The following is a 24,775-nucleotide window of genomic DNA, read 5'->3' on the forward strand; positions in this document are numbered from 1 at the left end:
CGATGCGTGCATAGCAGCCAGCAAAGTGTGTCAGAAGCTTCAATCGCTGTCATTATTTATTTCGAAATTCGAAATAAATAGGTGGGGGCACGCGAAATCCGTTGACTCGGGCGGGGCATTACGCCACACTTTTTTCGAGGCTCGAAAAAAGTCTCCAGCCGGCCTAACGGGTCAGTTCATTGGCGTCCGTCAGGGCGCAGGGAGGAAATCATGAGGAAGTTCACGACCGCCATTCTGGCAGGCGCCGCCCTGTCACTGGCGCTTTCCGCTTCGGCGCAGGCCAAGGACAAGATCATCGGCGTCTCCTGGTCCAACTTTCAGGAAGAGCGCTGGAAAACAGATGAGGCGGCGATGAAGGCCGCCATCGAAGCCGCAGGTGACAAATACATTTCGGCCGACGCCCAGTCGTCCGCCTCCAAGCAGCTTACCGATGTCGAAAGCCTGATCAGTCAGGGCGCCAATGCGCTGATCATTCTGGCGCAGGACGCCTCGGCCATCGGACCGGCGGTGCAGAAGGCGCTGGACGAAGGCATTCCGGTGGTCGGATATGATCGCCTGATCGAGAACAGCGACGTCTTCTACCTCACCTTCGACAACAAGGAAGTGGGCCGCATGCAGGCGCGCGAGGTGTTCAAGCTGAAGCCGGAAGGCAATTATGTCTTCATCAAGGGCTCCGGTGCGGACCCGAACGCCGACTTCCTGTTCTCCGGCCAGATGGAAGTGCTGAAGGAAGCCATCGATTCCGGCGCGATCAAGAATGTCGGCGAGGCCTATACGGACGGCTGGCTGCCGGCCAACGCCCAGAAGAACATGGAGCAGTTCCTGACCGCCAACGACAACAATGTCGATGCGGTGGTGGCTTCCAATGACGGCACCGCCGGCGGCGCGATCGCCGCCTTGCAGGCGCAGGGGCTTGCCGGCTCGGTGCCGGTCTCGGGTCAGGACGGCGACCATGCCGCACTGAACCGCATCGCGCTCGGCACCCAGACCGTGTCGGTATGGAAGGACGCGCGCGAGCTCGGCAAGAACGCGGCCGAGATCGCCGCGCAGTTCGCTGACGGCAAGGCGATGACCGACATCGCCAATGTGCAGGACTTCACCACGCCGGGCGGCAATACGGTCAAGTCGGTGTTCCTGACGCCCATCGCCATCACAAAGGACAATCTGAACGTGGTCATCGACGCCGGGTGGATCACCAAGGACGCGGTTTGCACCGGCGTTGCGGCAGGCAGCGTCGCCGCTTGCGACTAGGCTGCATCGGCATCGCATTCGGAAGCGCCGGGATTCCGGCGCTTCCGGCCGATGCGGCGGTCCGCCATGGCGCGCCCGGCGCGACATTCCCCAAACTTGCAATTGGTAACAGAAGCCAGGCCGCCGTGTGGCCCGGATTGCAAAACCGCTGTGCACTTTTGCTGGAATTGCTCTAGCATATCGGCGTGGCGCATTTGGCGGCCAGCTCCGGCCGGCGGGAGGAAACCATGAGTGATGCGACCTCAGCGACGATGGCCGACCGGGCGCGGGAAGCCGAACTTGGCCCCCTGGGGCGCTTCCTCAAGGCGACCGAACTGGATACCCGCATGCTTGGCATGCTGGGAGCTCTGGTGCTGATCTGGATCGTGCTTCATTTCCTTTCCGGCGGGCTGTTCCTGACGCCGCGCAATCTGTGGAACCTGTCGGTCCAGACCTCGTCCGTGGCGATCATGGCGACGGGCATGGTGCTGGTCATCGTGCTGCGCAATATCGACCTGTCGGTGGGCTCCATGGAGGGCGTCGTCGGCATGGTCATGGGTGTGCTGCAGGCGCAGATCCTCATCCGCATGTTCGGTTTTCCTCTTGGAGATCCATGGATATGGGTGATCGCGCTGGCATGCGGCATTCTCACCGGGTTGCTCATCGGCGCCTTGCAGGGGTTCATCATCGCCTATCTCGAAGTCCCGGCCTTCATCGTCACGCTTGGCGGGCTGCTGATCTGGCGCGGGGCCGCCTGGTGGGTGACCAGCGGCCAGACGGTCGCGCCGCTTGACGCCACTTTCCAGCTCATGGGCGGCGGGCCGATGGGCTCCATCGGCGCGGGCTGGAGCTGGGCTGTCGCCCTGGCCGGCTGCATCGGCGTGACCTTCCTGATGATCAATGGACGCCGGCAGCGCAAGCGCTTCCGCTTTCCGCTCCGTCCGGTCTGGGCGGAGCTGCTTCTCGGCGGCGTCGCCTGCGCGGCGATCCTCGGCGCCGTCTGGGTGGCGAACTCCTATCCCTGGCCGATCGGCATCGTGCGCCGCTATGCGCAGGCGCGCGGGATCGAGGTTCCGGAAGGCGGCCTCTTCATCGCCCATGGTATCGCCATCCCCGTCCTGATGGCGGTCGCGACAGGTATCGTCATGACCTTCGTGGCCAACCGCACCCGCTTCGGGCGCTATGTCTTCGCCATCGGCGGAAACCCGGAAGCGGCGAACCTCGCCGGCATCAACACCCGCTGGGTGACCATGAAAGTGTTCATGATCATGGGCGGGCTGGTGGCGATCAGCGCGTCGATATCTTCGGCCCGTCTCAATGCGGCGACCAATGCGCTGGGGACGCTGGACGAGTTGCTGGTGATCGCCGCCGCCGTCATCGGCGGCACGTCTCTGGCGGGTGGTTCGGGCACGATCATCGGGGCCATGCTCGGCGCGCTGCTGATGCAGTCGCTGCAATCGGGCATGGTGCTGCTCGGCGTCGACTCGCCGTTACAGAACATCGTCGTCGGCGCGGTTCTTGTCATCGCGGTGTGGCTCGACACCGTCTATCGCAAGCGGGTGTAGGAGGAACGATCATGGCGGAAGCCGCAGACAGCAGCGCCGCGCCGCTCATCGACATGCGCAACATCTCCATAGCCTTCGGTGGCATCCGCGCGGTCGACGACGCTTCCGTCGACCTCCATGCGGGCGAGGTGGTGGCGCTGCTCGGCCATAATGGCGCCGGCAAGTCGACGCTGATCAAGATCCTGTCGGGAGCCTACAAGCGCGACGCCGGCCAGATTTTCGTCAATGGCGAGGAAGCGGTGATCAACAACCCGCGCGACGCCAAGAAATACGGCATCGAGACGATCTATCAGACGCTGGCCCTCGCCGATAATGTCGACGCCGCCGCCAACCTTTTCCTCGGGCGCGAATTGATGACGCGCTGGGGAACCCTGGACGACGTGGCGATGGAGGCGGAGGCGCGCAAGGTGATGGGGCGCCTCAACCCGCGATTCCAGCGCTTCAAGGAGCCGGTCATCAAGCTTTCAGGCGGCCAGCGCCAGTCGGTGGCGATCGCCCGCGCCATCCACTTCAATGCCCGCATCCTCATCATGGACGAGCCGACCGCGGCTCTTGGCCCGCAGGAGACGGCGCAGGTCGGCGAGCTTGTGCGCCAGCTCAAGGCGGATGGCATCGGCATTTTTCTCATCAGCCACGATATCCACGACGTGTTCGATCTCGCCGACCGGGTCTGCGTGATGAAGAACGGGCAGGTGGTGGGAACAGCCAGCACGCAGGACGTCACCCAGGACGAGGTGCTGGGCATGATCATTCTCGGAAAATGTCCGCCGGGGGCGATTCCGGGGCCGGGAGCGCTCAAGATCGCAGCCTGAATGCGCGGAGTATCTGCGCACCATGCTTGTCAAGGCGCGCGGACTTGCTAGAAATGCAGTTTCTGCCCGGGGATCGCGTAGCCAGTTGAAGAAACTTTTTCCGCTTCTGACATTTCTGGCCGTTGCGCTCATCAGCATGGTGATGGCGGGTTTCGCCTATTTCGCCACGCAGGAAGCGACGCGGATCAAATTCGAGGCGACTGTGGATGACGCCATTTCGCGCATCGAAACGCGGCTTGACCTGCATCTTACGCTGCTGAGGGCCACTCAGGCATTCTTCGACGCTCACGGCAATCATGTCACCCGGCCGGACTTTCAGGCCTTCATGTCGGCGCTTGACGTGGGCGTGGACTTCCCCGGCCTGCGCGGCATCGGCGTTCTCCAACTCGTGCGGGCCGGTGACGAGGCGCTTGCAGAGCGCGCCATCCGGCAGGAGCAGGGGCTGGAACGTCAGGTCTACCCGCAGTCGGAACAGAAATGGCGCGCTCCCGTCCTTCTTTTCGAGCCGCTCAAGCCTTCAAGCGACAGGTACATAGGTTTCGACATGTTCACCGACCCGCTGCGGCGCGAGGCGATCGAAGCGGCCATGCGGGACGATGCACACCATGCCACGGCCCCGATCATGCTCGGCGACAACAGCGGGGTCGATCCCTATCCGGGTTTCATCGTCTTCGCACGGCTGAAGCTCGACGCGGCCCCCGGAACGGTCGAAGTCAGCACGCCCGTCACACAGGGCTTTCTTTATGCCGCCTTCCGCGCCAACGAGCTGTTCCAGTCGGCGCTGCGTCGCATGCCGCTGCTTCCCGTTCATGTGGATATCTATGACAGTTCAATCGATGAACGGAATCTCATATTCAGTTCCGCCACGCCTGCCGTAACGGGAATTGGACGTATCGTGGACACGCGCCGTACGAACGTCGCCGGCCGCCAGTGGATTTTGCGGTTCCAGCCGACAACCGCATTTTCGCCGCCGTCGTCACGGGTCATCCCCGTCATGCTGGGCCTGTTCGGTCTGTTGTCGGCCGTCGCCATCGCGCTGGTGGCCCGCTACAAGGAGCGTGCCTACGACGCCGCCGAACAGCTGCACGAAACCGCCGAAAAGAGCCTTCTGGAAAAGGACCTGATGCTTCAGGAAATGAAGCATCGCATCAAGAACCTCATCACCCGCATTCTGGCGATCGCCAGACAGACGGCTTCGCGCTCGACGGATGTGAGGGAGTTCTCTGAGTCCTTCTCCGCCCGCCTTCAGGCGATGGCCGCTTCACAGGACATGCTGACACGTTCGCGCTGGCAGAAGGCTGATCTGAGCGAGTTGCTGCGCATCGAGCTTGGACAGGTGTTCGGCAACGATCTGCCGGACGGGCTGTTGACCGGCCCGCAGGTCCTGCTCAACGAGACCGCGACGCAGGCGCTGGGCCTCACCTTCCATGAGCTGGCCACCAATGCGCTGAAATATGGCGAGGCGGGCAATTCCGTCGATGCGCTCAAGGTCGACTGGAGGGTGGAGCGGCTCGACCGCAAGCGGATGCTGGTCCTGAACTGGCGCGAATCCGGACAGGAAGGGCTCGTGGAACCTGAAAACACCGGATTCGGCACCAAGCTCATCGACATGAACATCACCCGCGAGCTTGATGGTTCCATCGACCGCCGTTTCCTGCCAAGCGGGTTGCAGGTCGCGATACGGATACCGCTCAAATAGAGCATTTCCAGCAAAAGTGTGAAGCGGTTTTGCGCCCGGAAATACGGCTAAAACAAAGAGATGGAGCGGTTCTGTCGATTCAGTGAAACCGGAATCGCGCCAGAAGCGCGCACTGAAACCATAGTCCTTGCGGTGCGGCGAATCCGGCGGATTGCGCCGCGCTATTGCTTCCGCCATTCCAGACAAAAAAGAGGGCCGGCATGACCGGCCCTCCCAGCGGTGTCCCGCGTCGCCCGGTCAGTTGCAGCGGGCGGTGTAGACGCGACGGGTGTTGGGGTCGCGATACTGGCAGTAGCCATTGCGCAGGTTGCGCACCAGCAGACCGGAACCGGCGCCTACCGCCGTGCCGATAAGAGCGCCCTTGGTGCCGCCGGCAATGCCGCCGATGACCGCGCCGGCCGCCGCGCCGACTCCAACGTCCTGTTCGGTGGTGGTGCAGCCGCTCATGGCCGCCATCGCAGCCAGGACGACGATGATTTTCCGCATTTAATAGCTCCTCTCGCTTCGATATCCCTCGCCTTGCAGCGATTCACTTCCCGAATAACACGATACCGTCAAGTTTGTGCCAGCGATTTCATTCGTGGGCAACAAGGACTTTTCAGTGGCGATGATCGCTGGAAGCGACTTCAACCGCGCCTTTTTCAACAGTTGCTTCCAGTTTGCCGTTTGGATGAACTTGCCAGACGATTTCGGCGTATTCGTCTTCCAGCGCCGGGTCGACGGCGATGCAGGCGCCGAATATGCGCTCGGCCCGAGCCGCCAGCGCGCGCAACGCCGGCTGGCGCTCGGCGGCGCATTCTTCGATAGTTTCGAATATTGCGGCGGGAGCAGGCAGTTCCGTGCAATCTGCAAGGTCGCCCGAGCACCCGACAATCAACAGAACTGCTGCGATGTGTTCCATGGCGTTGTCCTCTGGAAGGAAACGCGCAGGCTGACGCAAGGTTCCTGAGGAGGTTTCGGGCGATCTTGTGACGCGAATGATCGGGGGCAAGCCGTATCTTCGCTACGATGCAGCGTCAGGCTCCGACGCCGACTCGAAATTGGAGGCGGGGATCACCAGCCGGTATTCCAGGAGGCCTTCGACGAGTTCCAGCGAGGCCTGACCGCTCAGCGCCGCCGGGACCACGCGCTCGAGCGTGACGCGCCTGAAATCCCGGTGAGGCGGCAGCACGCTGCCCTGATCGAGCTGCTCCACCCATGACAGGAGAAGAGAGGGCGCGTCGGATTTGCTGACGCCATCTTCCATGACGGCCTGTATGTCGATTCGTCCTTCGGGATGGGACAGCGCTCCATAAGAGAGCGAGTTGACGACCAGCTCGTGCATGGCGAGCCCGATGTGAAGCGCGGCGTTCGGGTTCAGATAGGGATTGACCCCTTCAAAGTTCAGCTCGCTTTCGCTGTAGGCCGCGTTGTGGCCAATCTGGCCATGTATCAGTTCTCTTAACTCGGCCCCACGCCAGTTCGAGGAGGTGACAAGATCCTGCGAAGCGGCGAGGGATTGCAGCCTGCCCTGGAAGCTCGCCAGAAAATCGGAAATGTTCCCGGAGTGCCGTCCGGTCTGGCTGGCTATGCTCTGGATGATCGCCAGAAGGTTCCTGGAGCGATGGCTCACCTCGCGCAGCAGGGCGCGCAGGCTCTGTTCGCGGCGTTTGCGTTCAGTGGTCTCGACCTTGGTGGTCATCACGCCGCGGATCTCTCCGTCGTCGTCGCGGTCCGGATCGACCCAGATCTCGAACCAGCGTAGCCCGTCGTCGCCCGGAGCGCTGATCTCGAAACGATGGGTGTTGCCGTTGGAGATGGCGTCCTCGCGCGCGGCGATGATGCGCGCCGTCTGCGAGGGTGGCAGGATGGTGTCGCCCTGCCTTCCCTGCATCCAGGGGGCAGCCATGTTGCGAGCCCATACGGTTCTCAGATCGTTGTCCTGATAGAGAACGGACACCCCGGCATTGCGCAGCGCATGGAGCAGCGCCCGGCCAAGCTGGGACTCGTCCCGCAAGGAAGGGTCGATGACCTCGTCGTCAACGCTGCGAGGTTTTCGGGGATCGATTTGTGAGCCCATCGTCCGTCTGCTCTCTCGGCGCCGGTTTCGGCTACCCTACCAAAGCGGTTTCCTCAAAATGCGTTCCGCCGGACAGCGCCATTTCAGAAGGCGCTGCCCGGCGGCGGCTGGAAACCGGTTGAGGGGGGCGGTTTCCAGTTTTCGGAGAACCAACTCAATCACGCCCGGCGGAAAATGCCAGCCAGCAATGAAATGATCAGGAAGGCGAGGAAGATGAAAAACAGGATCTTGGCTATGCCGGCCGAAGCGCCTGCTATGCCGCCAAAGCCGAGCGCACCGGCGATGATCGCGACAACAAGGAACACAAGGGTCCAGTAAAGCATTGATCTATCTCCTTTTTATCTTCCTGGCGCTTCTGTGTGTAAAACGTCGCCTTAAGGTAATGGTTCCGCAGGTCCCGGAAAAATATCAGGCGGCCGCCTTGGCCTGTCGGTCGAAGAAAAGCGCCTGGCTGATCAGGGCCTTCACCATGTCCGGGTTGAAGGGCTTGGTGACCAGGAAGGCCGGTTCGGGACGTTCGCCGGTGAGAAGACGTTCCGGGAAGGCGGTGATGAAGATCACGGGGACTGAAGTGGCCGACAAAATCTCGTTCACCGCGTCGATGCCGGAGCTGCCGTCGGCGAGCTGGATGTCGGCCAGCACCATGCGCGCCTGTGATTTGGCGAACAGTCCCACCGCCTCGGCATGGGTGCGGGCGATGCCGACCACGCGGTGTCCGAGGCTTTCGACCATTTCCTCAATGTCCATTGCGATCAGCGGCTCGTCCTCGATGATGAGGATGTCGGTCGCCACCTGACGGGAAATCTCGTTGCTGGCCTCGGCTAGAAGGGTAGAGAACTGCGTCTCATCTATATCGAGGATTTCGGCGGCTTCCTTTTCGTCGAAGCCTTCGACGGCGACCAGAAGGAAGGCCTGCCGCGGCCGTGGCGCCAATGCGTTGAGATTGGCGGCTGCTCGCTTTTCCCAGTCCGGCAGCGACGACTCCTCCTGTGGGATGCGGATCGCCACCGAGGTGAACATGCGCGTGAAGATCTTGTACAGCGCGATGCGGTCGCTGGATGCCTTCGGGAAAGTGCCGGTGTCGGCGATGATGGCCTCAAGCATTGCCGCGACCAGCGCGTCGCCGCTTTCCTGCGAGCCGGAGACGGCGCGCGAGAAACGACGCAGGAAAGGCAGGTGCGGGGCAATTGTGGCGGACAGACTCACGATATACGTCTCCCTCATGTGACGTGTTGCATGAAAAGCCAGATGCAGGGGTTTGCAAGGCCTGAGGCGGAAAAACCCGCTGCGATGCGAAAAGTTCCCAACATGACGGAACTAAATTGGCTAAGGGACGTTTGCGGCTGGATCGATCAAACAGCGGGGGCTGCGCCCGTTCCGTTTTGTACGCGAACTTGATGTGACGGGCGATAGGGTATGGGACGAAAGGAATAATGAAGACATTGTCCAAAAACACAACGGCCGGCGCTCCGGGGCGTCAGGGCCGGATGGCGGATCCTCTTGGAGCGAATTCCGAAATCGGGCGCAAACTCAAGCAGTATTACGACGATCTGGTCCATGACGAGGTGCCCGATCGGTTTGCCCAACTGCTCAGTCAACTCGAGCAAGCCGAAGCAGCGCAGGACAAGGACTGATGCATGGCCGTATCTTCGGGCTTCAAGGACGATCTTCTGAAGGCTATTCCCAGTCTCCGGGCGTTTGCCGTCTCGCTGTCGCAGAATGTCGACAAGGCGGACGATCTGGTTCAGGAAACGCTCGTCAAGGCGTGGGACAAGCATGAAAGCTTCCAGCCGGGCACCAATCTCAAGGCCTGGCTGTTCACCATCCTGCGCAATGAATTTTATTCCCAGATGCGCAAGCGTGGCCGTGAGGTGCAGGACAGTGATGGCCTGATGACGGCGCGGCTGGCTGTCCACCCGGCGCAGCACGGCCAGCTCGACCTCGGTGATTTCCGTGACGCGCTGGAGCGGCTGCCGGAAGACCAGCGCGAGGCGATCATTCTGATCGGCGCCTCGGGCTTTTCCTATGAAGAAGCGGCCGAAATCTGCGGTTGCGCCATAGGCACCATCAAAAGCCGCGTCAGCCGGGCGCGCTCCCGGCTTCAGGAAATCCTGCAAATCTCCGGCGATGAGGATTTCGGCCCCGACGCCATTTCCACTCAGGTGATGACGTCGCCTGTCGATTGAGGTGGCGTCGCCTTGCCCGCGACAGACAGCGCGTTAACCAGATCGTCGCCGGAATAAGGCTTTTCGACCAGTTGGACGTGGGGGAAGCGTGTCCTCATCTCCTGCGTCATGGACTGGCCGGTCGCAAAGATGAAGGGAATGCCGCGGCGCTGCAGCCGGGCGGCGAAATCAAGCGTGGACTGGCCGTTGAGCATGAGATCCAGTATCGCGATGTCGATGTGCTGCATGAGGCTGTCGGCGTCCAGATCGGACAGCCGGCCGACGATGGTGACGGCGACGGCGCCATGTTCGAGACAGATGGTCTCGACATCCATCGCGATCAGATATTCATCCTCGACCAGCAGGATGCGCAGCCCTTCCAGCAAATCCACAACAGCAGCTCCGTTAAAATCATAGCCATGACGATTTCGGCCGGTCGTGTCTTTTAAAAAAGACATAGAGGCTGCTTGTGGGTACGGATACCGGAACCTTGCATGTCGCCAACGGTTTCCGGTTCATGGAAAAGAAGATTGCCTCCGTTGCGGAAAACGCCACCGCCCGCCGCCACTCCTGTGAGGCGTGTCCGCTGCGCCCGCTCCCCGTTTTCAGGGCGTTCGAACCGAGCGAGCTGGATTTCGTCAGCCATTTCAAGCGCGGCGAACTGGCCGTCGATCGCGGCGCGACGGTGCTGGTCGAGGGCAGTTCCAGCCCGCATCTCTACACCGTGCTTTCAGGGTGGGGGTTCCGGTTCAAGCTGCTGTCGGATGGCCGCCGGCAAATCCTCAACTACATAGTGCCCGGCGATCTGATCGGTCTGCAAGGCAGCATCATGGGAGAGATGCAGCATTCGGTCGAGGCGCTTTCCGCACTCGTCCTGTGCGTGTTCGAGCGTGACAAGCTCATGCAGCTCTATGGCCGGCATCCGGGCCTGGCCTACGACATCACCTGGCTCGCCTCGCGCGAGGAGCGCATGCTGGATGAAAACCTGCTGAGCATCGGACGCCGCAGCGCTATCGAGCGCGCCGCCTACCTCCTTGCCTTCATTCATGAACGTGCCCGCACCGTGGGGCTGGCGACGCGCAGCTCCACGGCGATACCGATCACCCAGCAGCATGTCGCGGACACGCTTGGCCTGTCCCTGGTCCACACCAACAAGACCCTGCGAAAGCTGATCCAGCGGGGTATGATCGAATGGCGGGACGGCGGCTGCGAGATTGTCGATCTGGGCGGGCTGCTCAAGCTTTCGGGCTGGGAAGGGCTCGATGAGGGAAAGCGGCCGCTGGTGTGAAGTGCGCAAGCGCTCTTGCCTTGCGAGCCAAAAAAGCCTCGCATCTCCGCTAACCGGGCCGGAACCTTGTCGCACGAGCGGCGTTGTGATCCCGGCTACACGAAACACAAGGAGTCAATCATGGCCGCAGCCGGAAAATCCGCGACCGATAACAAATCCAGCACTGATCTCGAAGCTGAGATCGAACAGCTCAAGGCTGATATCGAGAGGCTGACCAAGCAGCTCTCTGAAACCGGCGAGCAGGGCTATAACACGGCGCGCAAGGCTGCCGCCCAGGGCGTCGAGCAACTGCGCGTTCAGGGCGAGGCGGCCATGGACAGCATAAAGAGCAACGCGCGCGATCTCGAAGAGCAGGTTCTTGTGAACGTTCGCGAGAAGCCGGTGACGTCGCTCGCCATCGCGGCCGGCCTCGGCTTTCTGATCGGCCTCATGTCGCGCCGCTGACGGCGTCAGACCGATGGGGGCTCTCGCATCCTTGATAGCCGGTCTCGCCTCGGGCGAGGCCGCATCCGCCTTGCGACAGGCGAAGCTGGCGGCCATCGCCTATGGTCTTGCCGCACTCGCGGCCTTGTGCGGCCTCGGCTTTTTCATCGGCGCTCTGTATATCTGGGCTTCGGCACGATATGGGGCGCTGGAAGCGGCGCTGGGTTTTGGCGCAGGCTTTCTCGTCATCGCGGGGGTGATCGTTCTCGCCTTCCGCTTCGGCACGGACTCCCGGGCCCGCCGCCGAAAAAGACAGCGCAAGGCCAACATGGCGGCGCTGAGCGCTTCCGCGGCTCTGGCCGCATTGCCGGTGATTCCTGCATTGCTGCGCAGCCGCGCCGGCCCGGGGTTGCTGGCAGGCCCGGCCATCGCGCTGCTCGCCTACGCCATCTATCGGGAGAACGCCACGCCTCGCCGCCCCGGGCCGCGATCCGACGAGGAGTGACGGCAAGCGACGGAACTTCCGCCGGCTGGCGTCGTTGAGTCTGAAGCCCGACGGATTTGACGCGCCGGATCGGAAGGCGTCGGCGTTGGGAATATTCCGATGCCGGGTCAAGGCGTGGGCCCAAAGCGGGGGAGCGAGGAGACGATAATGGCACGAACATTCCGCGAGCAGGAAACAAAGCAGGGCCGCAGCGGCAGGCGGGTGCTGATCATCCTCATATGCGGCATCGTGCTCGCTCTGGGCGCGTGGGGCGTCGCCGCGCTGCTGGTTCCCAAAGGGGATGCTCCCGCCGAAACGCCAGCCCCGACGGAAACCCTTCCTTCCGCGCAGTAACGTTCATTCGTCGGCCGGCACCAGAACGTTCAACGCTTTGGGATGGATCTTCAGCTCCGTTTCCCTGTCCAGTTCAACCAGTTCTCCATCCATCGCCGCGTAGGGCTTTTTCCGCGCTTTCCTGATTTTCAGGATGATGCGGTCAGCCTGATGGATGTCGACATGCTCGTTTTCGCGCCATTTGCCCCGCGCGAGGTTGAAGGCGAATTTCAGCACCTCGCCCCGCGCCTGGGCCCCTGTGACGTAAATGCCCAGAACGCCGCCGGCGGGGTCGTCGGCATAGGGAAGATGGCCTTCGCCGAACAGATTGTTGGTGACGCCGATTGCGCTGGCGCGGGCTTCGATTTCTGTCCCGCCGACGAGAAGTGTGGCGTCGATTGCCGGCGGGTCGACGAGAGTGGTCCACGCGGCCTTGCACGAAGCGCCGATCTTGCCGAGCCTTGAGCCGAATTCCATCGCCTCGCGCAGGTGAATCATGCGGGCGTGCATGCCGACCGAGAACTGGTGGATGAAAGGCTTTCCGTTGGCGCTGGCCATGTCCACCGCCTTTATCTTTCCGGTGGCGAAGGCATCAATCGCGCCATCGAGCGACTGGGGAATGGCGAGGCTCCGGGCAAACAGGTTCATGGTGCCGGCCGGCAATGCAGCCAGCGCCTTTTTTCTGCCCATCAGGCGTGTGGCGGCCGCCGATATGGTTCCGTCGCCTCCGCCTGCCAGAACCACATCGACGCCGCGTCTGCCGATGGCTTCATCGAGCGCAGCGGGCATCGCGCTGCCCGGGACGATATCGATCTCCAGCCGATGGCCGGCCGCTTCGAGCGTCTGCTCCATGCGCGAGCACAGCGCGTCGAGATCGGTGGTGCGCAACGTTCCTCCGTCCTTGTTGAGCACTGCGAAAAATCGCATGTCGAAACCTCTCTGCCTGTTCAGGAAAACCGCCTTGCCGGCGCTATGAAGCGCCGCCCAGAACGGTGGGAGCGTCCATTGGTTCCCGCATGCTGTTCAAATTTCACACGAAAAACTGGCCTGAAAATTCGGAACCGGAGCGTGGGCGAGGCGTTGTCCAACAGCAAACATGCTGCGGTCCCCCAAGACTTCCGCGGCTATGCGCAAGGTCAAAGAGACCGAACACACGAGGAGAGACATCATGATCCGCAAGCTTCTTGCAACGACTGCGCTCGCGTCGCTGATGGTCACCGGCGCGATGGCGCAGGAAACGACCGCCCCTGCTCCGTCCGGGGAGCCCGCAATGGAGCAGCCGGCCGCGCCTGTGGTTCAGGCTGATGGCCATCTCGTTTCGAACATCATCGGCGAGGCCGTTTACAACGGGACCGGCGATGACGCCCAGAACATCGGCAAGGTCAGCGATCTCGTTCTGGACAAGGACGGCAACGTCCAGTCCGCCATTATCGGCGTCGGCGGCTTCCTCGGCATCGGCGCGAAGGATGTGGCCTTCGAGTTCGACAACATGCAATGGGCGGAGCGTGACGGCGACCGCTGGCTGATCGCGGCCACGACCAAGGAACAGCTGGAAGCCCAGCCGGCGTTCGATTCCACGCCGTACAAACCGGCGATGCCGGCCGCCGAAGCGCCCGGTGTAACTCCGACGGATGGCGTAACTCCGACGGATGGCGCTTCGGACACGACGACAGAGGCGCCGGCAGCGGAATTGCAGACCGCGCCCGCCGAACCGGCGCCTGCGATCGAACCTGCCGAGGGTAACCTTGCCTCGCTGATTATCGGTGAGAGCGTCTACAACGGCGTCGGCGACGACGCCCAGGACATCGGCAAGGTCAACGACGTGGTGCTTTCGAGCGCCGGCAAGGCTGAAGCGCTCGTCATCGGCGTCGGCGGTTTCCTTGGCATGGGACAAAAGAACGTCGCCTTTGACTTCAGCAAGGCTGACTGGGCGGAGCGCGACGGCGACCGCTGGCTGGTGGTGGAAGCCACCAGGGAATCGCTGGAAGCGCTTCCTGACTTCGACCGCCGGCCCTATGACGTGGCTCCCGCCGCTTCGGCGGATACTTCCGGGGCTCCGCCTGCTGTAGCGCCGACCGTCGACACGAGCGCCAACACCGAAGCCCAGACCGATGTGACCGAGACGGCCGCGATCGATAAATCGGCGCTGACCGAGGTCCAGATGAGCGACATGACGGCCAAGGACCTTGAAGGTACGACCGTCTATGGAGCCGACGATGCGAAGGTGGGAGAGATCGGCGACGCCGTGCTCACCCCCGACGGTCAGGTCGACGCCGTGATCATCGATGTCGGCGGTTTCCTTGGCATGGGCTCGAAGCCGGTGGCCGTTGGCATGGACACGTTCCGGGTGATGGCCGACAAGGACGGCAAGAAGTATCTCTACACCGAGTTCACCAAGGAGCAGCTCGAGGCGCAGCCGGCCTATGACAAGGACACCTACGCCGCCAATCGCGATCAGCAAAGGCTGATGGTTCGCTAGAGCCGAACCGAACGTCTTGCTTCGCGCAATGCGGCTGAAACGAGCAAGGCCCGCGTCTTTCAGGCGCGGGTCTTTTTTAAAATGACCTTTGGCCGGGTCTTCCACCTGGATCGGGCTGGCTTGACCTCACCCACGGAAGCGTATTTCCGTAGGCGAGCAGCCGGAACCGGAAAGAAAATGCGAGGAGCATCGGAATGAGCGAACAGCTTCCGGAAATTGAACTCGAGGAGAACGGCTCGAAAGGGCGCTATGTCCTGCGCGGGCCGGACGGGGCCGAAGCGGAAATGACATTCACACGAGTCGGAGCTGCCCAGCTCATCATCGACCATACCGGCGTGCCGGACGTATTTCGCGGGCAAGGCGTCGGGCTGCGGCTGGTCAGCCGCGCGGTGGAGGATGCGCGGGCGACGGGCAGGAAGATCATTCCGCTGTGCCCTTTCGCGGCGGCGCAGTTTCGTCGCCATCCCGAATGGGCGGATGTGTTGAAGCAGTAACAGCAAGGTTGGCCATGGAAACGGAAATCCGCAATATCGAGGATAACGGCAGGGGTCGCTATGTGCTGGCCATGCCGGGCGGCGAGGAGGCCTACCTCACCTATGTACGCGGCGGTCCCGATCACATATCGATCGACTACAGTTTCGTGCCGCCGTCCGCGCGCGGGAAAGGCGTCGGCGCAAGGCTGGTCGCCCATGCCGTGGAGCATGCGCGCGTCAAGGGCGCGCGGATCACGCCGGTTTGCGGTTATGTCGCCGCCGAATTCCGCCGTCACAAGGAATGGACGGACGTTCTGGCCATATAGCGTCAGCAACGGCTTGCGCCTTCAGTGCGCCGCCCGCACGGTTTCTTAAGTGTTCGCCTCTACACAGGCAGGCGTGCAAAAATGGGAACGAGACCGGGTGCGCTTTTCTGCGGCGATGATTGGTGACCGACGCCGGCGGCCCGGCGCAGCCGGCGTTCCGATGGCCGTCGCGTCATTGTCCCTGTCTGTTTTTTTGCCGCATCTGCGCGCCGCCGGCGGGGTTTTTCCGGTTACGAAATGCTCTGCGCTCTGGCGGCAGGCGTCCATCCTGCGCCAGCGTATCGGCCCGGTTGTGGCCGGTCTTCCTGTCACGGCAGATTTCCGATAATGGCCGCCGTTCCGCTTATCGAGGAAATCAGCGGCGGGCCTGCCGGAACGCTGGTTTCCGGACTGGCGGGACTGGTCCGCGAAGGCGCGGACCCGGCGCAGCTCGAACTCCTGGCCAGCCGCCGCCCGCAACGTACGCTCGCCATCTATCCCGCCATGGCCGGTTTCGAGCTTGTCGAGGAACTCGATTATCTCGGCGCGCGGACCATTGAGCCGAACATCTTCTTCAATCCGCGCTTTCTGGCGCCGGCCATGCCGCGCCTGGAAGGCCGGGAAGTGCGGCTGGCCGTGATCCGCGACGGGGATGAATATCGCTCGCGCCTGCGCCTGCTGATGCCGTTTTCCATCGAACGCCCCAACGTTCCGCTGGGGACGCCGGTTCTGCGCACGTGGTCGAACCCATTCGGGCCGGTTGGCACGCCGCTCCTCGATCATGACGATCCGCTGGGCGTTCTGGAGGACCTGTTCGCTATGCTGGCGCGGCCGCATCTGCGCATGCCCAAGGTGCTGGTGCTGCCGGACATGCGTCTGGAAGGGCCGATGGCGCGCGCCCTGCAATCGACCGCCGAGGCGCTGCAACTCACCCTCATCGCCACCGACGAGGTCGAACGGCCTGTTCTGGACAGCAAACTGGAAGGCGAAGCCTATCTGAAGGCTTCGCTTCGCCCGCATCATATCCGCGAGTTTCGGCGCCTTCGCCGGAGGCTTGAGGAGCTTGGCGCGGTTTCACACGAGGTCGCGCGCACGCCGGATGAGGTGCGCCCCGCGATGGAGAACTTTCTCGCGCTTGAGGCCGCCGGCTGGAAAGGCCGCAAGGGCACGGCGATGACGGTCGACCGCTATCAGGCGGCCTTCGCGCGCGAGGCCGTACACAGGCTTTCCGAACGCGACATGTGCCGCATTCACGCGCTCAAGCTCGACGGGCGCACGATCGCCAGCCTCGTCGTGTTCGTGGAGCAGGGCGTCGCCTATACGTGGAAGACGGCCTATGACGAGAGCCTCGCCGCCTTTTCGCCCGGCACATTGCTGATGCTCGACGTCACCCGCCAACATCTCGAAGATCCCAATGTCGAGTTCACCGATTCCTGCGCGACGCCCGACCATCCGGTGATGAGCCGTTTGTGGGCTGAACGGCGGCGTATGGGCACCTTCATCATCGGCCTGACCCCGGCGGCGGACCGCGCAGCCCGTCAGGCGGCGTCGCAAATGCATCTCTATCGCGAGGCGCGCAATGTGATGCGTGGACTGCGCAACCGGGCCCGCAACCTCATCCGCAGAGGGACGTAAGCGGGCAGAAAGCGCTTCGGCGGTTTTGTCCGGAGCATCTCGCGGGCTGGGGGATCGCCGGGCATCGCATCGGCTGGATAGGCGTAAAAGAAGCGAACTGCCGCAATTTTGACAATGGTGCGGGCGGTCGGACTCGAACCGACATATCCGTAAGGACGGCGGATTTTGAGTCCGCTGCGTCTACCAGTTCCGCCACGCCCGCACGGCGTCTTGCGGCTTGAGCAGAAAGCTCATTCCAGCGCGCGAACTATAGGTTCGCGCAAGGCTCGTCAACTGCTCAGTTTCCCGAAGAGGGCAGGAATTGGCCGGCGGCATCAAGCGAACGTGATCCGGGGCCATTGTGCGCTCCCGATTTTCTCCTTATGCATGCGGCGCATAATTCGAGGGCCTTCATGCTTCGCGGACTCTACGACTGGACCCTGTCGCTCGCGGCAAGGAAATCGGCCGAATGGTGGCTGGCCTTCATCGCCTTCGTGGAAAGCTCAGTGTTTCTCGTGCCGGCGGACGTGCTTTATCTGCCCATGGCGTTGTCACGGCCGGACCGGGCCTATCGCTATGCGCTGGTCGCGACGGTCGCGTCGGTGCTTGGCGGCATAGCCGGCTGGTTCCTCGGCCACTACGCCTATGAGGCGCTGGCCAGGCCGGTCCTGGAATTCTACGGCAAATACGAGCAGTTCGAGGCGCTTCGCCTGTCGTCCGGCATCGGCTTCATCATCCTGATGCTGATCACGTCGGGGCTGGCCCATCTGCCGCCGATCAAGGTGGTGACGATCCTGTCGGGCGTCATCGGCGTGAACCTTTTGCTGTTCATCGTACTCGCCATCGTGGCCCGCGGGGCGCGTTTCTTCTTCCTCGCCTGGCTTTTGCGCCGCTATGGCGAACCGATCCGCGAGTTCATCGAAAAGCGCCTCGGCACGATCGCGGCTGCGTGCGCGGCCGCCCTAATTCTGCTTTACGTTCTGGTCAGATATGCGCACTGATTCCTATGCTTGCTGACCCCTGGGAACACATCTGATGACCGATACCGCTGTCGCCGAACGCCGGCCGCTCTACACGGCGCTCTTCCTTGCCTTCGCAATGGCGGCCACGGTGGGGGCGGCGCTGGGCTTCCAGTACATAGGCGGATACATTCCCTGCAAGCTCTGCTACGAGCAGCGCATTCCCTATTATGTCGGCGTGCCGCTGATGCTGCTGGCCGCGCTGGCGGCATGGTTTAAGCTGCCGGCATGGATCGTGCGGGCGCTGCTCGCCGTTGGTGGTCTGCTGATGGCTTACGGGCTCTATCTCGGCGTCTATCATTCGGGCGTCGAGTGGGGATGGTGGCCGGGGCCGACAGACTGCACCAACATAGCCGGCCCGGTGGATACGGGCGGCAGAGGCGTTCTGGACGCTCTCGACCAGTTCGTGCCGCCGTCCTGCGACAAGGCGGCCTTGCGCATCCTTGGCCTTTCCATGGCCGGCTGGAACGCCATCGCCAGCCTCGTGCTCGCCGTCATTGCGTTTCGAGGGGCTTTTGCGCGCGGCCGGTAATGCAGGCACGCAGAACCGGATTCCACTTTGCGATTCGATGCTCTATAGCTTCCCGAACCATCGGGGAAAGCCATGACAGCCACGCCACGCCTTCTCGTCTTCGCCGGTTCGGTGCGCAGCGGCGCGTTCAGCGGCAAGACGGCCGATGTCGCGCAGAAGACGCTTGCCCTTCAAGGGGTTGATGTAACCCGAATTTCGTTGCTCGATTACACGCTGCCGATCTACGATCAGGACCTTGAGAAGGAAGAAGGCATCCCCCAAAACGCAATGAAGCTGGCGCGTCTGATCGCCAGCCATGACGGCATGCTGATCGCCACGCCGGAATATAACGGCTCGGTGCCGCCCCTGCTCAAGAACACGATCGACTGGCTGAGCCGCGTGCGCCGCGATGGGGACAAGGCGCTGAATCCCCTCGCGGGGAAAGCGGTCGGGCTCTGCTCGTCCTCGGAAGGTCAGTTCGCCGGTATCCGCGCCATCAGCCATTTGCGCGCCATATTGCAACGCTGCCAGATGGACGTCGTAACGCCGGAATGCTCGGTGCCGCGCGGTGGCGAGGCCTTTGACGACAAGGGTGATTTTCGGGACGAACGTCTCCGGCGGGCGATGGCCCGCGTTGTAACCGCGCTGGTCGAACAGGCGGCATTTTCAGCAAGGATGGAACCATGATCGAAGCCCGCGAAATGAAGGATCACCTGATCGTGGGGCTCGACGTGCCGACAGTGGCGGAAGCCGGGAAAGTGGTTCGCGACCTTGAAGGCGTCGTGTCCTTCTACAAGATCGGCTATCAGCTCGCCTTCGCCGGCGGGCTGGATTTCGCACGTGAGCTTGCCGCCTCCGGGAACAATGTGTTCCTCGACATGAAGCTGCTCGACATCGACAACACCATCGCCAAAGGGGTGGAGAACATCGTGCGCATGGGTGTCTCCATGCTGACGCTGCACGCCTATCCCAAGACCATGCGGGCGGCGGTGGAGGCGGCGCGGGGCAGCGACCTGTGCCTGCTTGGCGTCACCGTGCTGACCTCGATGGACGAACAGGATGTGATCGAGGCGGGCTACGAGCTCGATCCGCACACGCTGGTGCTGCGCCGCGCCGAGCAGGCGTTGCAGGCCAGCATGGGCGGCATTGTCTGTTCCGCGCAGGAGACCGAGGCGGTGCGCCGGATCGTCGGGCCTGCGATGGCGGTGGTGACGCCCGGCATCCGCCCCGCCGGCGCGGAGCATGGCGATCAGAAGCGCGTCGTCACGCCGCGCGAGGCCATGCGCAACGGCTCCAGCCATCTGGTCGTGGCGCGCCCGATCATCGGCGCGGTTGACAGGCGGGCCGCGGCGCAGGCTATTCTGGACGACATGCGCTCGGCCTGAGCGCGGAGCCGAGCGGTTCTGGTTCTACAAAATCGGCAGAACCGCTCTCTCTCTGTTCAGCCGCATTTCCGAACGCAAAACCGCTTCACACTTTTGCTGGAAATGCTCGAAACCACCGGAGGAAATTCGCCATCATGCCCAAGGGATACTGGATCGCTCGCGTCGATATTCGCGATCCCGAGCGTTACAAGGACTATGTCGACGCCGCCAAACCGGCTTTCGAGCGCTTCGGGGCGAAATTCCTTGCGCGTGGCGGCGCGCATGAGGCTGCCGAGGGGCCGGGACGCGCCCGCAACGTGATCATCGAGTTCGATTCGCTGGCGATTGCGCACGAGTGCTATCATTCGCCGGAATATCAGGTCGCGGCTGCGATCCGCCAGCAAGTGGCAGATGGCGAGATCGTGCTGGTGGAAGGCGCCTGACAGGCAGGATTGCAGGGTTTCCATAAGAAATGCCGCGGACCGGAACCGGTTCGCGGCATTTTTCTTTCCGACGATGCAGCGGAAGCGTCGTCCTTACAGGATGAAACGCGACAGATCGGTGTTCTTCGACAGGTCGCCGACATGCTTCTGCACGTAGGCGGCGTCGATGGTGACGGAGGTGCCGTCGCGATCGGGCGCATCGAAGGAAATCTCGTCCAGCACACGCTCCATCACCGTCTGGAGACGGCGGGCGCCGATATTTTCGACACTTGCATTGAGGTCCACGGCGATGCCGGCCAGCGCGTCGATGGCGTCATCGGCGAATTCCAGCGTCACACCTTCCGTGCCCATCAGCGCCACATATTGCTTGATCAGGCTAGCCTCGGTTTCGGTGAGGATGCGGCGGAAATCCTCCTTCTCCAGCGCGCGCAACTCGACGCGGATCGGCAGGCGGCCCTGCAGTTCGGGCAGCAGGTCCGAAGGCTTGGAGACGTGGAACGCTCCGGAGGCGATGAAGAGGATGTGATCGGTCTTCACCGGCCCGTATTTGGTCGCCACAGTGGTGCCTTCGACCAGCGGCAGCAGGTCGCGCTGCACGCCTTCGCGCGAGGGGCCACCGGAAATATCGGAACGGGCGGCGATCTTGTCGATCTCGTCGAGGAAGACGATGCCGTCATTGGCCGCCGATTCCAGGGCCCGGCGTACGACCTCTTCCTGGTCGAGCAGCTTGTCGGATTCGTCGGCGATGAGGATGTCGTAGGATTCCTTGACCGTCGTCTTGCGCAGCTTGGTGCGCTTGCCGCCCATGGCCTTCGAGAGCATGTCGTTGATGTTGAGCACGCCGATATTGGCGCCGGGCATGCCGGGAATCTCGAAGCCGGGCATGCCGCCGTTGCCGGTGTCGGCCACCTCGACCTCGATCTCCTTGTCGTCGAGTTCGCCGTCGCGCAACTTCTTGCGGAAGGAATCGCGCGTCGCAGGCGAGGCGGTCTTGCCCACCAGCGCTTCCAGAACGCGCTCCTCGGCGTTCAGATGGGCGCGGGCCTTGACATCCTCGCGCATCTTCTCGCGCGTCAGCACGATGGCTCCCTCGACCAGATCGCGCACGATCTGTTCAACGTCGCGGCCGACATAGCCGACCTCGGTGAACTTGGTGGCCTCGACCTTGACGAAGGGCGCGTTGGCGAGCTTCGCCAGCCGGCGCGAAATCTCGGTCTTGCCGACGCCGGTGGGGCCGATCATCAGGATGTTCTTCGGCATCACCTCCTCGCGCATCTGGCCGTCGAGTTGCTGGCGGCGCCAGCGGTTGCGCAGGGCGATGGCCACGGCGCGCTTGGCGTCCTTCTGGCCGATGATGAAGCGGTCGAGTTCGGAAACGATCTCGCGGGGGGAAAAATTGCTCATATTCGATAACTCATGGCACGTCAGGTGTCGCTTATGTATGAGATGGAAGCCAGCGTACAAGGGTGGCGGGAACAGCCGGACGGCGAGGGGATCACATGCCCCCTTGCCAGGCCTTCACCGATTCCAGCGGATAGACCAGCATCAGCACGTTGAGAGTGAGATTGTCGCGGATAAGGTAGCCCACGATCAGCTCGGCGGCCACAGCCAGCGCCACGGTGAGCCAGACGGGCAGGCGGGCGGCGAGGAAGAAGCCCAACACCATGAACAGCGTGTCGGAGACGGAATTGATGATGCTGTCGCCGAAATAATCCAGCGAGATCGTCGCCTCGCGATAGCGGTTGATGATGATCGGGCTGTTTTCGAGGATTTCCCATGCCGCTTCGAGCAGGATGGCGAAGGACAGCCGTGTCCATACGGTCGAGCTGCGGAACAGCGCCCAGAACAGCAGGTAGAACAGGAAGCCGTGGATGACGTGCGAGAAGGTGTACCAGTCGGCGATATGCTGGGAGTTCTCCGAGCTCACCACCACGCCGTGCCACAGCTTCACATAGCCGCATTTGCAGATCCAGATGTGGCCCATGAGGCGCAGGATCGCGGCTTGGGCGGCGACAAGAAGCGCTGCCGTCAAGATGCCGGTCTTCCAGTCCAGGCCCCAGGTCGGGCGTTCGTGCGGTGCGGTCAGCTCAGCCAAATGGTGTCCCCTTTTCGCAGCGAATCATCGCCATGCGGTCATCGTGAGCACAACACATAGCGTGGCGATTTGAAGGGAAAAGTTTTGCCGCTCAGTCGTCTTCGGCATCGAGAACCATCAGCAGCGCCTCGCCGTCCGGCGTGTTGCGTGGCCCGAGCGGGCGGAAGCCGGCCTTTTCGTAGGCGCGGATGGCGCGGCTGTTGGTCGGGGCGGGATCGACGATCAGGCGCGGCGCGCCTTCTTCGAACATCATCTGCGCGAACTGTGTGATCAGGCGCGGACCGTGACCGAACCCGACGAGGGAAGGTTCGCCGATGAACTGGTCGATGCCGAGCGTGCCGAAGGGCTGATCGTCGAAGGGATTGTCGCCTTCCTCCAGATAGGGATCATAACTCTGGATATAGCCGACCGGCTTGCCGTCGAGCTCGATGATGAAAGGCTCGACTGCAATGCTGTCGATATGGCTGGCGATGCTTTCGAGCTCCCGGTCCCTTTCTCCCCACCATCGGGCGACGTGTGGCTCGGCCAGCCACCGCGCCAGAAGCGGCAGGTCGGCGCGGGTCAGCGGGCGAAAGCCGTAGGCATCCTCGTCATCAGGCCTCATCGAGAGTTTCCACCACGAAACTGTGGTTGGTGTAGACACAGATATCGGCGGCGATCTCCATCGCCTTGCGGGCGATTTCCTCGGCGTTCTTGTCGGTGTCCATCAGCGCGCGGGCGGCGGCCAGCGCATAGTTGCCGCCGGAGCCGATGGCCATGACGCCGTGTTCCGGTTCCAGCACGTCGCCGGTGCCGGTCAGCGCCAGCGACACGCTCTTGTCGGCCACCAGCATCATGGCTTCCAGCCGGCGCAGATAGCGGTCGGTGCGCCAGTCCTTGGCCAGTTCGACGCAGGCGCGGGTGAGTTGGTCCGGATATTGTTCGAGCTTGGCTTCCAACCGTTCCATGAGGGTGAAGGCGTCGGCGGTGGCGCCGGCGAAACCGGCGATGACGTTGCCGCCCTTGCCGATGCGGCGAACTTTTTTTGCGTTGCCCTTCATGATGGTCTGGCCAAGGCTCACCTGTCCGTCGCCGGCGATGACCACCTTGCCACCCTTGCGCACGGTGATGATGGTCGTGGCGTGCATGGTCAGTTCATTCGACATGTGATGCTCCGATATCGCGCCGGCCTTGTATCAAGCGAACGGCGCATGACGAGATGTTTGCTGCATATTTATGTCGCCGCCGCCCGATTGCAAACGCCGCTTTGGCAACTGGCAATCGCCCACTCATGCTGCTAGAAGGCATGCGTTTTCCAAGTTTGCCCTTGAGGAAAAGGGAAGAGGTCCCATGGTCGAACGTTCAGCCGAAGTCAGCCGCAAGACGAAGGAGACCGAGATCACGGTTTCGCTGCATGTCGACGGCGCCGGCAAATCCGACATTTCCACCGGTGTCGGCTTCTTCGACCATATGCTGGACCAGCTGTCGCGCCATTCGCTGATCGACATGGCGGTGCGCGCCAAGGGCGACCTGCATATCGACGATCACCATACGGTGGAGGACACCGGCATCGTCATCGGACAGGCATTGGCGAAGGCGCTGGGCGAGCGGCGCGGCATCATGCGTTACGCCTCGATCGACCTCGCCATGGACGAGACGCTGACGGGGGCCGCCGTCGATGTTTCCGGCCGCCCGTTTCTCGTCTGGAACGTCGAATTTTCCGCGCCCAAGATCGGCACGTTCGACACCGAACTGGTGCGTGAATTCTTTCAGGCGCTGTCGCAGCATGCCGGCATCACGCTGCACGTCACCAACCATTACGGCGCGAACAACCATCACATCGCCGAAACCTGCTTCAAGGCGGTGGCGCGGGCGTTGCGCATGGCGACGGAACCCGATCCGCGCCAGCCGGACGCCATTCCCTCAACCAAGGGATCGCTGAAGGGGTAGCGATGGCCAGCCATGTCGTGATGCTGCCGCCTTCCGGCAGCCCGCAAGCCAGAGCCGAACAGGCCGTATTTGTGCGCGACGGCTTCTCGTGGCCGGCGTTCCTGGTACCGCCGCTGTGGCTGTTGTGGCATCGACTGTGGGCGGAGGCCATCGTCGCCATCCTGCTTATGGGCGCTTTTTCCGGTTTCGGTGAAATGGCCGGCATGGGTTTCGCCGGATCGCTGCTGGGGCTGCTCGTCTCCATCTATGTCGGGCTGGAAGGGCAGGCGATGCGCGTTGCTGCGCTCCGTCGGCGCGGCTACCGGCAATGGGGCGTGGTCGAAGGCGGTGACGCCGACGAGGCTTATATGCGCTACGCGCATGAGGCGGCCGCCGAACCTGATGAGCCGGAACCGGCTGTCGCCATCGTTCCCGCGGAAACAGCGGGGCGGCGTCCGGCACGGCCTGCGCCTTCGCTCGGCCTTATCCCATACGGCAGACACTGA

The 24,775-nt window shown here is 62.7% G+C and carries 32 protein-coding genes and 1 tRNA gene; 22 read left to right on the forward strand and 11 right to left on the reverse strand.

Annotated elements, in window-relative coordinates; genetic code table 11:
* Positions 1-210: 210 nt before the first annotated feature.
* From xylF to ABID44_RS15250, 4 genes are all read left to right on the forward strand, one after another.
* On the forward strand, positions 211-1,251 hold the full coding sequence (gene xylF, locus ABID44_RS15235; RefSeq protein WP_354152570.1) for a D-xylose ABC transporter substrate-binding protein: 1,041 nt from the start codon (positions 211-213) through the stop codon (positions 1,249-1,251).
* A 227-nt stretch (positions 1,252-1,478) separates the two neighbouring features.
* The gene (locus ABID44_RS15240; protein ID WP_354152571.1) at positions 1,479-2,795 is read left to right on the forward strand and encodes a sugar ABC transporter permease; all 1,317 of its coding nucleotides are present in this window, start codon (positions 1,479-1,481) and stop codon (positions 2,793-2,795) included.
* Between the two features lie 11 nt (positions 2,796-2,806).
* Positions 2,807-3,607, forward strand: a complete 801-nt coding sequence (locus ABID44_RS15245) for an ATP-binding cassette domain-containing protein (protein WP_354152572.1) — start codon at positions 2,807-2,809, stop codon at positions 3,605-3,607.
* A gap of 85 nt (positions 3,608-3,692) precedes the next feature.
* The gene (locus ABID44_RS15250; RefSeq protein WP_354152573.1) at positions 3,693-5,306 is read left to right on the forward strand and encodes a CHASE domain-containing protein; all 1,614 of its coding nucleotides are present in this window, start codon (positions 3,693-3,695) and stop codon (positions 5,304-5,306) included.
* 237 nt (positions 5,307-5,543) lie between these two features.
* Here ABID44_RS15250 and ABID44_RS15255 read toward each other — a convergent pair whose 3' ends face one another.
* Positions 5,544-5,792 carry a YMGG-like glycine zipper-containing protein gene (locus tag ABID44_RS15255; RefSeq protein WP_354152574.1) on the reverse strand — a complete coding sequence of 83 codons (249 nt, stop codon included), beginning with the start codon at positions 5,790-5,792 and terminating at the stop codon, positions 5,544-5,546.
* Between the two features lie 115 nt (positions 5,793-5,907).
* Between ABID44_RS15255 and ABID44_RS15260 the strand changes: the two genes are divergently transcribed.
* Positions 5,908-6,255 carry a hypothetical protein gene (locus ABID44_RS15260; protein ID WP_354152575.1) on the forward strand — a complete coding sequence of 116 codons (348 nt, stop codon included), beginning with the start codon at positions 5,908-5,910 and terminating at the stop codon, positions 6,253-6,255.
* 54 nt (positions 6,256-6,309) lie between these two features.
* Here ABID44_RS15260 and ABID44_RS15265 read toward each other — a convergent pair whose 3' ends face one another.
* From ABID44_RS15265 to ABID44_RS15275, 3 genes are all read right to left on the reverse strand, one after another.
* A complete protein-coding gene (locus tag ABID44_RS15265) occupies positions 6,310-7,365 on the reverse strand; it encodes a sensor histidine kinase (RefSeq protein ID WP_354152576.1) in 1,056 nt (351 codons plus the stop codon).
* A 158-nt stretch (positions 7,366-7,523) separates the two neighbouring features.
* A complete protein-coding gene (locus ABID44_RS15270) occupies positions 7,524-7,688 on the reverse strand; it encodes a DUF1328 domain-containing protein (RefSeq protein ID WP_354152577.1) in 165 nt (54 codons plus the stop codon).
* 85 nt (positions 7,689-7,773) lie between these two features.
* Positions 7,774-8,571: a response regulator gene (locus ABID44_RS15275; RefSeq protein WP_354152578.1), complete on the reverse strand. Its 798-nt coding sequence runs from the start codon at positions 8,569-8,571 to the stop codon at positions 7,774-7,776.
* Positions 8,572-8,852: 281 nt separating this feature from the next.
* On the opposite strand from ABID44_RS15275, the gene ABID44_RS15280 reads away from it, so the two are divergent.
* Together ABID44_RS15280 and ABID44_RS15285 are read left to right on the forward strand one after the other, a co-directional pair.
* Positions 8,853-8,999 carry a NepR family anti-sigma factor gene (locus ABID44_RS15280; protein WP_378226647.1) on the forward strand — a complete coding sequence of 49 codons (147 nt, stop codon included), beginning with the start codon at positions 8,853-8,855 and terminating at the stop codon, positions 8,997-8,999.
* A gap of 3 nt (positions 9,000-9,002) precedes the next feature.
* Positions 9,003-9,551: a sigma-70 family RNA polymerase sigma factor gene (locus ABID44_RS15285; RefSeq protein ID WP_354152580.1), complete on the forward strand. Its 549-nt coding sequence runs from the start codon at positions 9,003-9,005 to the stop codon at positions 9,549-9,551.
* On the opposite strand, the gene ABID44_RS15290 is transcribed toward ABID44_RS15285, so the two are convergent.
* Positions 9,524-9,922: a response regulator gene (locus tag ABID44_RS15290; RefSeq protein ID WP_354152581.1), complete on the reverse strand. Its 399-nt coding sequence runs from the start codon at positions 9,920-9,922 to the stop codon at positions 9,524-9,526. The two genes, ABID44_RS15285 and ABID44_RS15290, sit on opposite strands and share 28 nt — an antisense overlap.
* A 125-nt stretch (positions 9,923-10,047) precedes the next feature.
* On the opposite strand from ABID44_RS15290, the gene ABID44_RS15295 reads away from it, so the two are divergent.
* The 4 genes from ABID44_RS15295 to ABID44_RS15310 all read left to right on the forward strand — a co-directional run bounded on the left by ABID44_RS15295 (position 10,048) and on the right by ABID44_RS15310 (position 12,079).
* A complete protein-coding gene (locus tag ABID44_RS15295) occupies positions 10,048-10,818 on the forward strand; it encodes a Crp/Fnr family transcriptional regulator (protein ID WP_354152582.1) in 771 nt (256 codons plus the stop codon).
* A gap of 117 nt (positions 10,819-10,935) precedes the next feature.
* A complete protein-coding gene (locus tag ABID44_RS15300) occupies positions 10,936-11,262 on the forward strand; it encodes an ElaB/YgaM/YqjD family protein (RefSeq protein WP_354152622.1) in 327 nt (108 codons plus the stop codon).
* Positions 11,263-11,275: 13 nt separating this feature from the next.
* Complete coding sequence (locus tag ABID44_RS15305) at positions 11,276-11,746, forward strand: hypothetical protein (protein WP_354152583.1); 471 nt, start codon at positions 11,276-11,278, stop codon at positions 11,744-11,746.
* A 147-nt stretch (positions 11,747-11,893) separates the two neighbouring features.
* Positions 11,894-12,079: a hypothetical protein gene (locus ABID44_RS15310; RefSeq protein WP_354152584.1), complete on the forward strand. Its 186-nt coding sequence runs from the start codon at positions 11,894-11,896 to the stop codon at positions 12,077-12,079.
* A gap of 3 nt (positions 12,080-12,082) precedes the next feature.
* Here ABID44_RS15310 and ABID44_RS15315 read toward each other — a convergent pair whose 3' ends face one another.
* A complete protein-coding gene (locus ABID44_RS15315; protein WP_354152585.1) occupies positions 12,083-12,985 on the reverse strand; it encodes a diacylglycerol/lipid kinase family protein in 903 nt (300 codons plus the stop codon).
* Positions 12,986-13,226: 241 nt separating this feature from the next.
* Between ABID44_RS15315 and ABID44_RS15320 the strand changes: the two genes are divergently transcribed.
* The 4 genes from ABID44_RS15320 to ABID44_RS15335 all read left to right on the forward strand — a co-directional run bounded on the left by ABID44_RS15320 (position 13,227) and on the right by ABID44_RS15335 (position 16,950).
* A complete protein-coding gene (locus tag ABID44_RS15320; RefSeq protein ID WP_354152586.1) occupies positions 13,227-14,537 on the forward strand; it encodes a PRC-barrel domain-containing protein in 1,311 nt (436 codons plus the stop codon).
* Between the two features lie 194 nt (positions 14,538-14,731).
* Positions 14,732-15,031, forward strand: coding sequence for a GNAT family N-acetyltransferase (locus ABID44_RS15325; protein WP_354152587.1), 300 nt, complete (start codon positions 14,732-14,734; stop codon positions 15,029-15,031).
* A 14-nt stretch (positions 15,032-15,045) separates the two neighbouring features.
* Positions 15,046-15,336, forward strand: a complete 291-nt coding sequence (locus ABID44_RS15330; RefSeq protein ID WP_354152588.1) for a GNAT family N-acetyltransferase — start codon at positions 15,046-15,048, stop codon at positions 15,334-15,336.
* Between the two features lie 327 nt (positions 15,337-15,663).
* Complete coding sequence (locus ABID44_RS15335) at positions 15,664-16,950, forward strand: GNAT family N-acetyltransferase (RefSeq protein WP_354152589.1); 1,287 nt, start codon at positions 15,664-15,666, stop codon at positions 16,948-16,950.
* A 115-nt stretch (positions 16,951-17,065) separates the two neighbouring features.
* Here ABID44_RS15335 and ABID44_RS15340 read toward each other — a convergent pair.
* Positions 17,066-17,152, reverse strand: a tRNA-Leu gene (locus ABID44_RS15340).
* A gap of 190 nt (positions 17,153-17,342) precedes the next feature.
* Here ABID44_RS15340 and ABID44_RS15345 point away from each other — a divergent pair.
* The 5 genes from ABID44_RS15345 (at position 17,343) to ABID44_RS15365 (ending at position 20,266) form a co-directional block, all read left to right on the forward strand.
* On the forward strand, positions 17,343-17,930 hold the full coding sequence (locus ABID44_RS15345) for a YqaA family protein (RefSeq protein WP_354152590.1): 588 nt from the start codon (positions 17,343-17,345) through the stop codon (positions 17,928-17,930).
* Positions 17,931-17,964: 34 nt separating this feature from the next.
* Complete coding sequence (locus ABID44_RS15350; protein ID WP_354152591.1) at positions 17,965-18,480, forward strand: disulfide bond formation protein B; 516 nt, start codon at positions 17,965-17,967, stop codon at positions 18,478-18,480.
* Between the two features lie 72 nt (positions 18,481-18,552).
* Positions 18,553-19,146 (forward strand): NADPH-dependent FMN reductase, encoded by a 594-nt coding sequence (locus tag ABID44_RS15355; protein ID WP_354152592.1) that lies wholly within the window; start codon positions 18,553-18,555, stop codon positions 19,144-19,146.
* A complete protein-coding gene (pyrF, locus tag ABID44_RS15360) occupies positions 19,143-19,844 on the forward strand; it encodes an orotidine-5'-phosphate decarboxylase (RefSeq protein ID WP_354152593.1) in 702 nt (233 codons plus the stop codon). The genes ABID44_RS15355 and pyrF overlap by 4 nt, the downstream gene beginning before the upstream one ends.
* A 134-nt stretch (positions 19,845-19,978) precedes the next feature.
* Positions 19,979-20,266, forward strand: a complete 288-nt coding sequence (locus ABID44_RS15365) for a DUF1330 domain-containing protein (RefSeq protein ID WP_354152594.1) — start codon at positions 19,979-19,981, stop codon at positions 20,264-20,266.
* 93 nt (positions 20,267-20,359) lie between these two features.
* Here ABID44_RS15365 and hslU read toward each other — a convergent pair whose 3' ends face one another.
* The 4 genes from hslU to hslV all read right to left on the reverse strand — a co-directional run bounded on the left by hslU (position 20,360) and on the right by hslV (position 23,506).
* Positions 20,360-21,670 carry an ATP-dependent protease ATPase subunit HslU gene (gene hslU / locus ABID44_RS15370; RefSeq protein ID WP_354152595.1) on the reverse strand — a complete coding sequence of 437 codons (1,311 nt, stop codon included), beginning with the start codon at positions 21,668-21,670 and terminating at the stop codon, positions 20,360-20,362.
* A gap of 91 nt (positions 21,671-21,761) precedes the next feature.
* On the reverse strand, positions 21,762-22,361 hold the full coding sequence (locus tag ABID44_RS15375) for a DUF2585 domain-containing protein (RefSeq protein WP_354152596.1): 600 nt from the start codon (positions 22,359-22,361) through the stop codon (positions 21,762-21,764).
* Between the two features lie 91 nt (positions 22,362-22,452).
* Complete coding sequence (locus ABID44_RS15380; protein WP_354152597.1) at positions 22,453-22,965, reverse strand: GNAT family N-acetyltransferase; 513 nt, start codon at positions 22,963-22,965, stop codon at positions 22,453-22,455.
* Positions 22,955-23,506, reverse strand: coding sequence for an ATP-dependent protease subunit HslV (hslV, locus tag ABID44_RS15385; protein WP_354152598.1), 552 nt, complete (start codon positions 23,504-23,506; stop codon positions 22,955-22,957). Before hslV ends, ABID44_RS15380 begins: the two co-directional genes overlap by 11 nt.
* Before the next feature lie 184 nt (positions 23,507-23,690).
* On the opposite strand from hslV, the gene hisB reads away from it, so the two are divergent.
* On the forward strand, positions 23,691-24,290 hold the full coding sequence (gene hisB, locus ABID44_RS15390) for an imidazoleglycerol-phosphate dehydratase HisB (RefSeq protein WP_354152599.1): 600 nt from the start codon (positions 23,691-23,693) through the stop codon (positions 24,288-24,290).
* A 2-nt stretch (positions 24,291-24,292) separates the two neighbouring features.
* On the forward strand, positions 24,293-24,775 hold the full coding sequence (locus ABID44_RS15395; RefSeq protein ID WP_354152600.1) for a DUF2628 domain-containing protein: 483 nt from the start codon (positions 24,293-24,295) through the stop codon (positions 24,773-24,775).

The organism is Aquamicrobium ahrensii, from assembly GCF_040545755.1.
GTDB lineage: Bacteria > Pseudomonadota > Alphaproteobacteria > Rhizobiales > Rhizobiaceae > Mesorhizobium > Mesorhizobium ahrensii.

Bases quoted from the DNA above. Each gene is read 5' to 3' on its own strand.
- ABID44_RS15320 (WP_354152586.1), top strand. From the start codon at position 13,227: ATGATCCGCAAGCTTCTTGCAACGACTGCGCTCGCGTCGCTGATGGTC.
- pyrF (WP_354152593.1), top strand. From the start codon at position 19,143: ATGATCGAAGCCCGCGAAATGAAGGATCACCTGATCGTGGGGCTCGAC.
- ABID44_RS15350 (WP_354152591.1), top strand. From the start codon at position 17,965: ATGACCGATACCGCTGTCGCCGAACGCCGGCCGCTCTACACGGCGCTC.
- ABID44_RS15380 (WP_354152597.1), bottom strand. From the start codon at position 22,965: ATGAGGCCTGATGACGAGGATGCCTACGGCTTTCGCCCGCTGACCCGC.
- ABID44_RS15245 (WP_354152572.1), top strand. From the start codon at position 2,807: ATGGCGGAAGCCGCAGACAGCAGCGCCGCGCCGCTCATCGACATGCGC.
- hslV (WP_354152598.1), bottom strand. From the start codon at position 23,506: ATGTCGAATGAACTGACCATGCACGCCACGACCATCATCACCGTGCGC.
- ABID44_RS15335 (WP_354152589.1), top strand. From the start codon at position 15,664: ATGGCCGCCGTTCCGCTTATCGAGGAAATCAGCGGCGGGCCTGCCGGA.
- ABID44_RS15355 (WP_354152592.1), top strand. From the start codon at position 18,553: ATGACAGCCACGCCACGCCTTCTCGTCTTCGCCGGTTCGGTGCGCAGC.
- ABID44_RS15330 (WP_354152588.1), top strand. From the start codon at position 15,046: ATGGAAACGGAAATCCGCAATATCGAGGATAACGGCAGGGGTCGCTAT.
- hisB (WP_354152599.1), top strand. From the start codon at position 23,691: ATGGTCGAACGTTCAGCCGAAGTCAGCCGCAAGACGAAGGAGACCGAG.
- ABID44_RS15285 (WP_354152580.1), top strand. From the start codon at position 9,003: ATGGCCGTATCTTCGGGCTTCAAGGACGATCTTCTGAAGGCTATTCCC.
- ABID44_RS15365 (WP_354152594.1), top strand. From the start codon at position 19,979: ATGCCCAAGGGATACTGGATCGCTCGCGTCGATATTCGCGATCCCGAG.
- ABID44_RS15345 (WP_354152590.1), top strand. From the start codon at position 17,343: ATGCTTCGCGGACTCTACGACTGGACCCTGTCGCTCGCGGCAAGGAAA.
- ABID44_RS15295 (WP_354152582.1), top strand. From the start codon at position 10,048: ATGGAAAAGAAGATTGCCTCCGTTGCGGAAAACGCCACCGCCCGCCGC.
- ABID44_RS15265 (WP_354152576.1), bottom strand. From the start codon at position 7,365: ATGGGCTCACAAATCGATCCCCGAAAACCTCGCAGCGTTGACGACGAG.
- ABID44_RS15310 (WP_354152584.1), top strand. From the start codon at position 11,894: ATGGCACGAACATTCCGCGAGCAGGAAACAAAGCAGGGCCGCAGCGGC.
- ABID44_RS15315 (WP_354152585.1), bottom strand. From the start codon at position 12,985: ATGCGATTTTTCGCAGTGCTCAACAAGGACGGAGGAACGTTGCGCACC.
- ABID44_RS15270 (WP_354152577.1), bottom strand. From the start codon at position 7,688: ATGCTTTACTGGACCCTTGTGTTCCTTGTTGTCGCGATCATCGCCGGT.
- ABID44_RS15395 (WP_354152600.1), top strand. From the start codon at position 24,293: ATGGCCAGCCATGTCGTGATGCTGCCGCCTTCCGGCAGCCCGCAAGCC.
- hslU (WP_354152595.1), bottom strand. From the start codon at position 21,670: ATGAGCAATTTTTCCCCCCGCGAGATCGTTTCCGAACTCGACCGCTTC.
- ABID44_RS15325 (WP_354152587.1), top strand. From the start codon at position 14,732: ATGAGCGAACAGCTTCCGGAAATTGAACTCGAGGAGAACGGCTCGAAA.
- ABID44_RS15255 (WP_354152574.1), bottom strand. From the start codon at position 5,792: ATGCGGAAAATCATCGTCGTCCTGGCTGCGATGGCGGCCATGAGCGGC.
- ABID44_RS15240 (WP_354152571.1), top strand. From the start codon at position 1,479: ATGAGTGATGCGACCTCAGCGACGATGGCCGACCGGGCGCGGGAAGCC.
- ABID44_RS15280 (WP_378226647.1), top strand. From the start codon at position 8,853: ATGGCGGATCCTCTTGGAGCGAATTCCGAAATCGGGCGCAAACTCAAG.
- ABID44_RS15305 (WP_354152583.1), top strand. From the start codon at position 11,276: ATGGGGGCTCTCGCATCCTTGATAGCCGGTCTCGCCTCGGGCGAGGCC.
- xylF (WP_354152570.1), top strand. From the start codon at position 211: ATGAGGAAGTTCACGACCGCCATTCTGGCAGGCGCCGCCCTGTCACTG.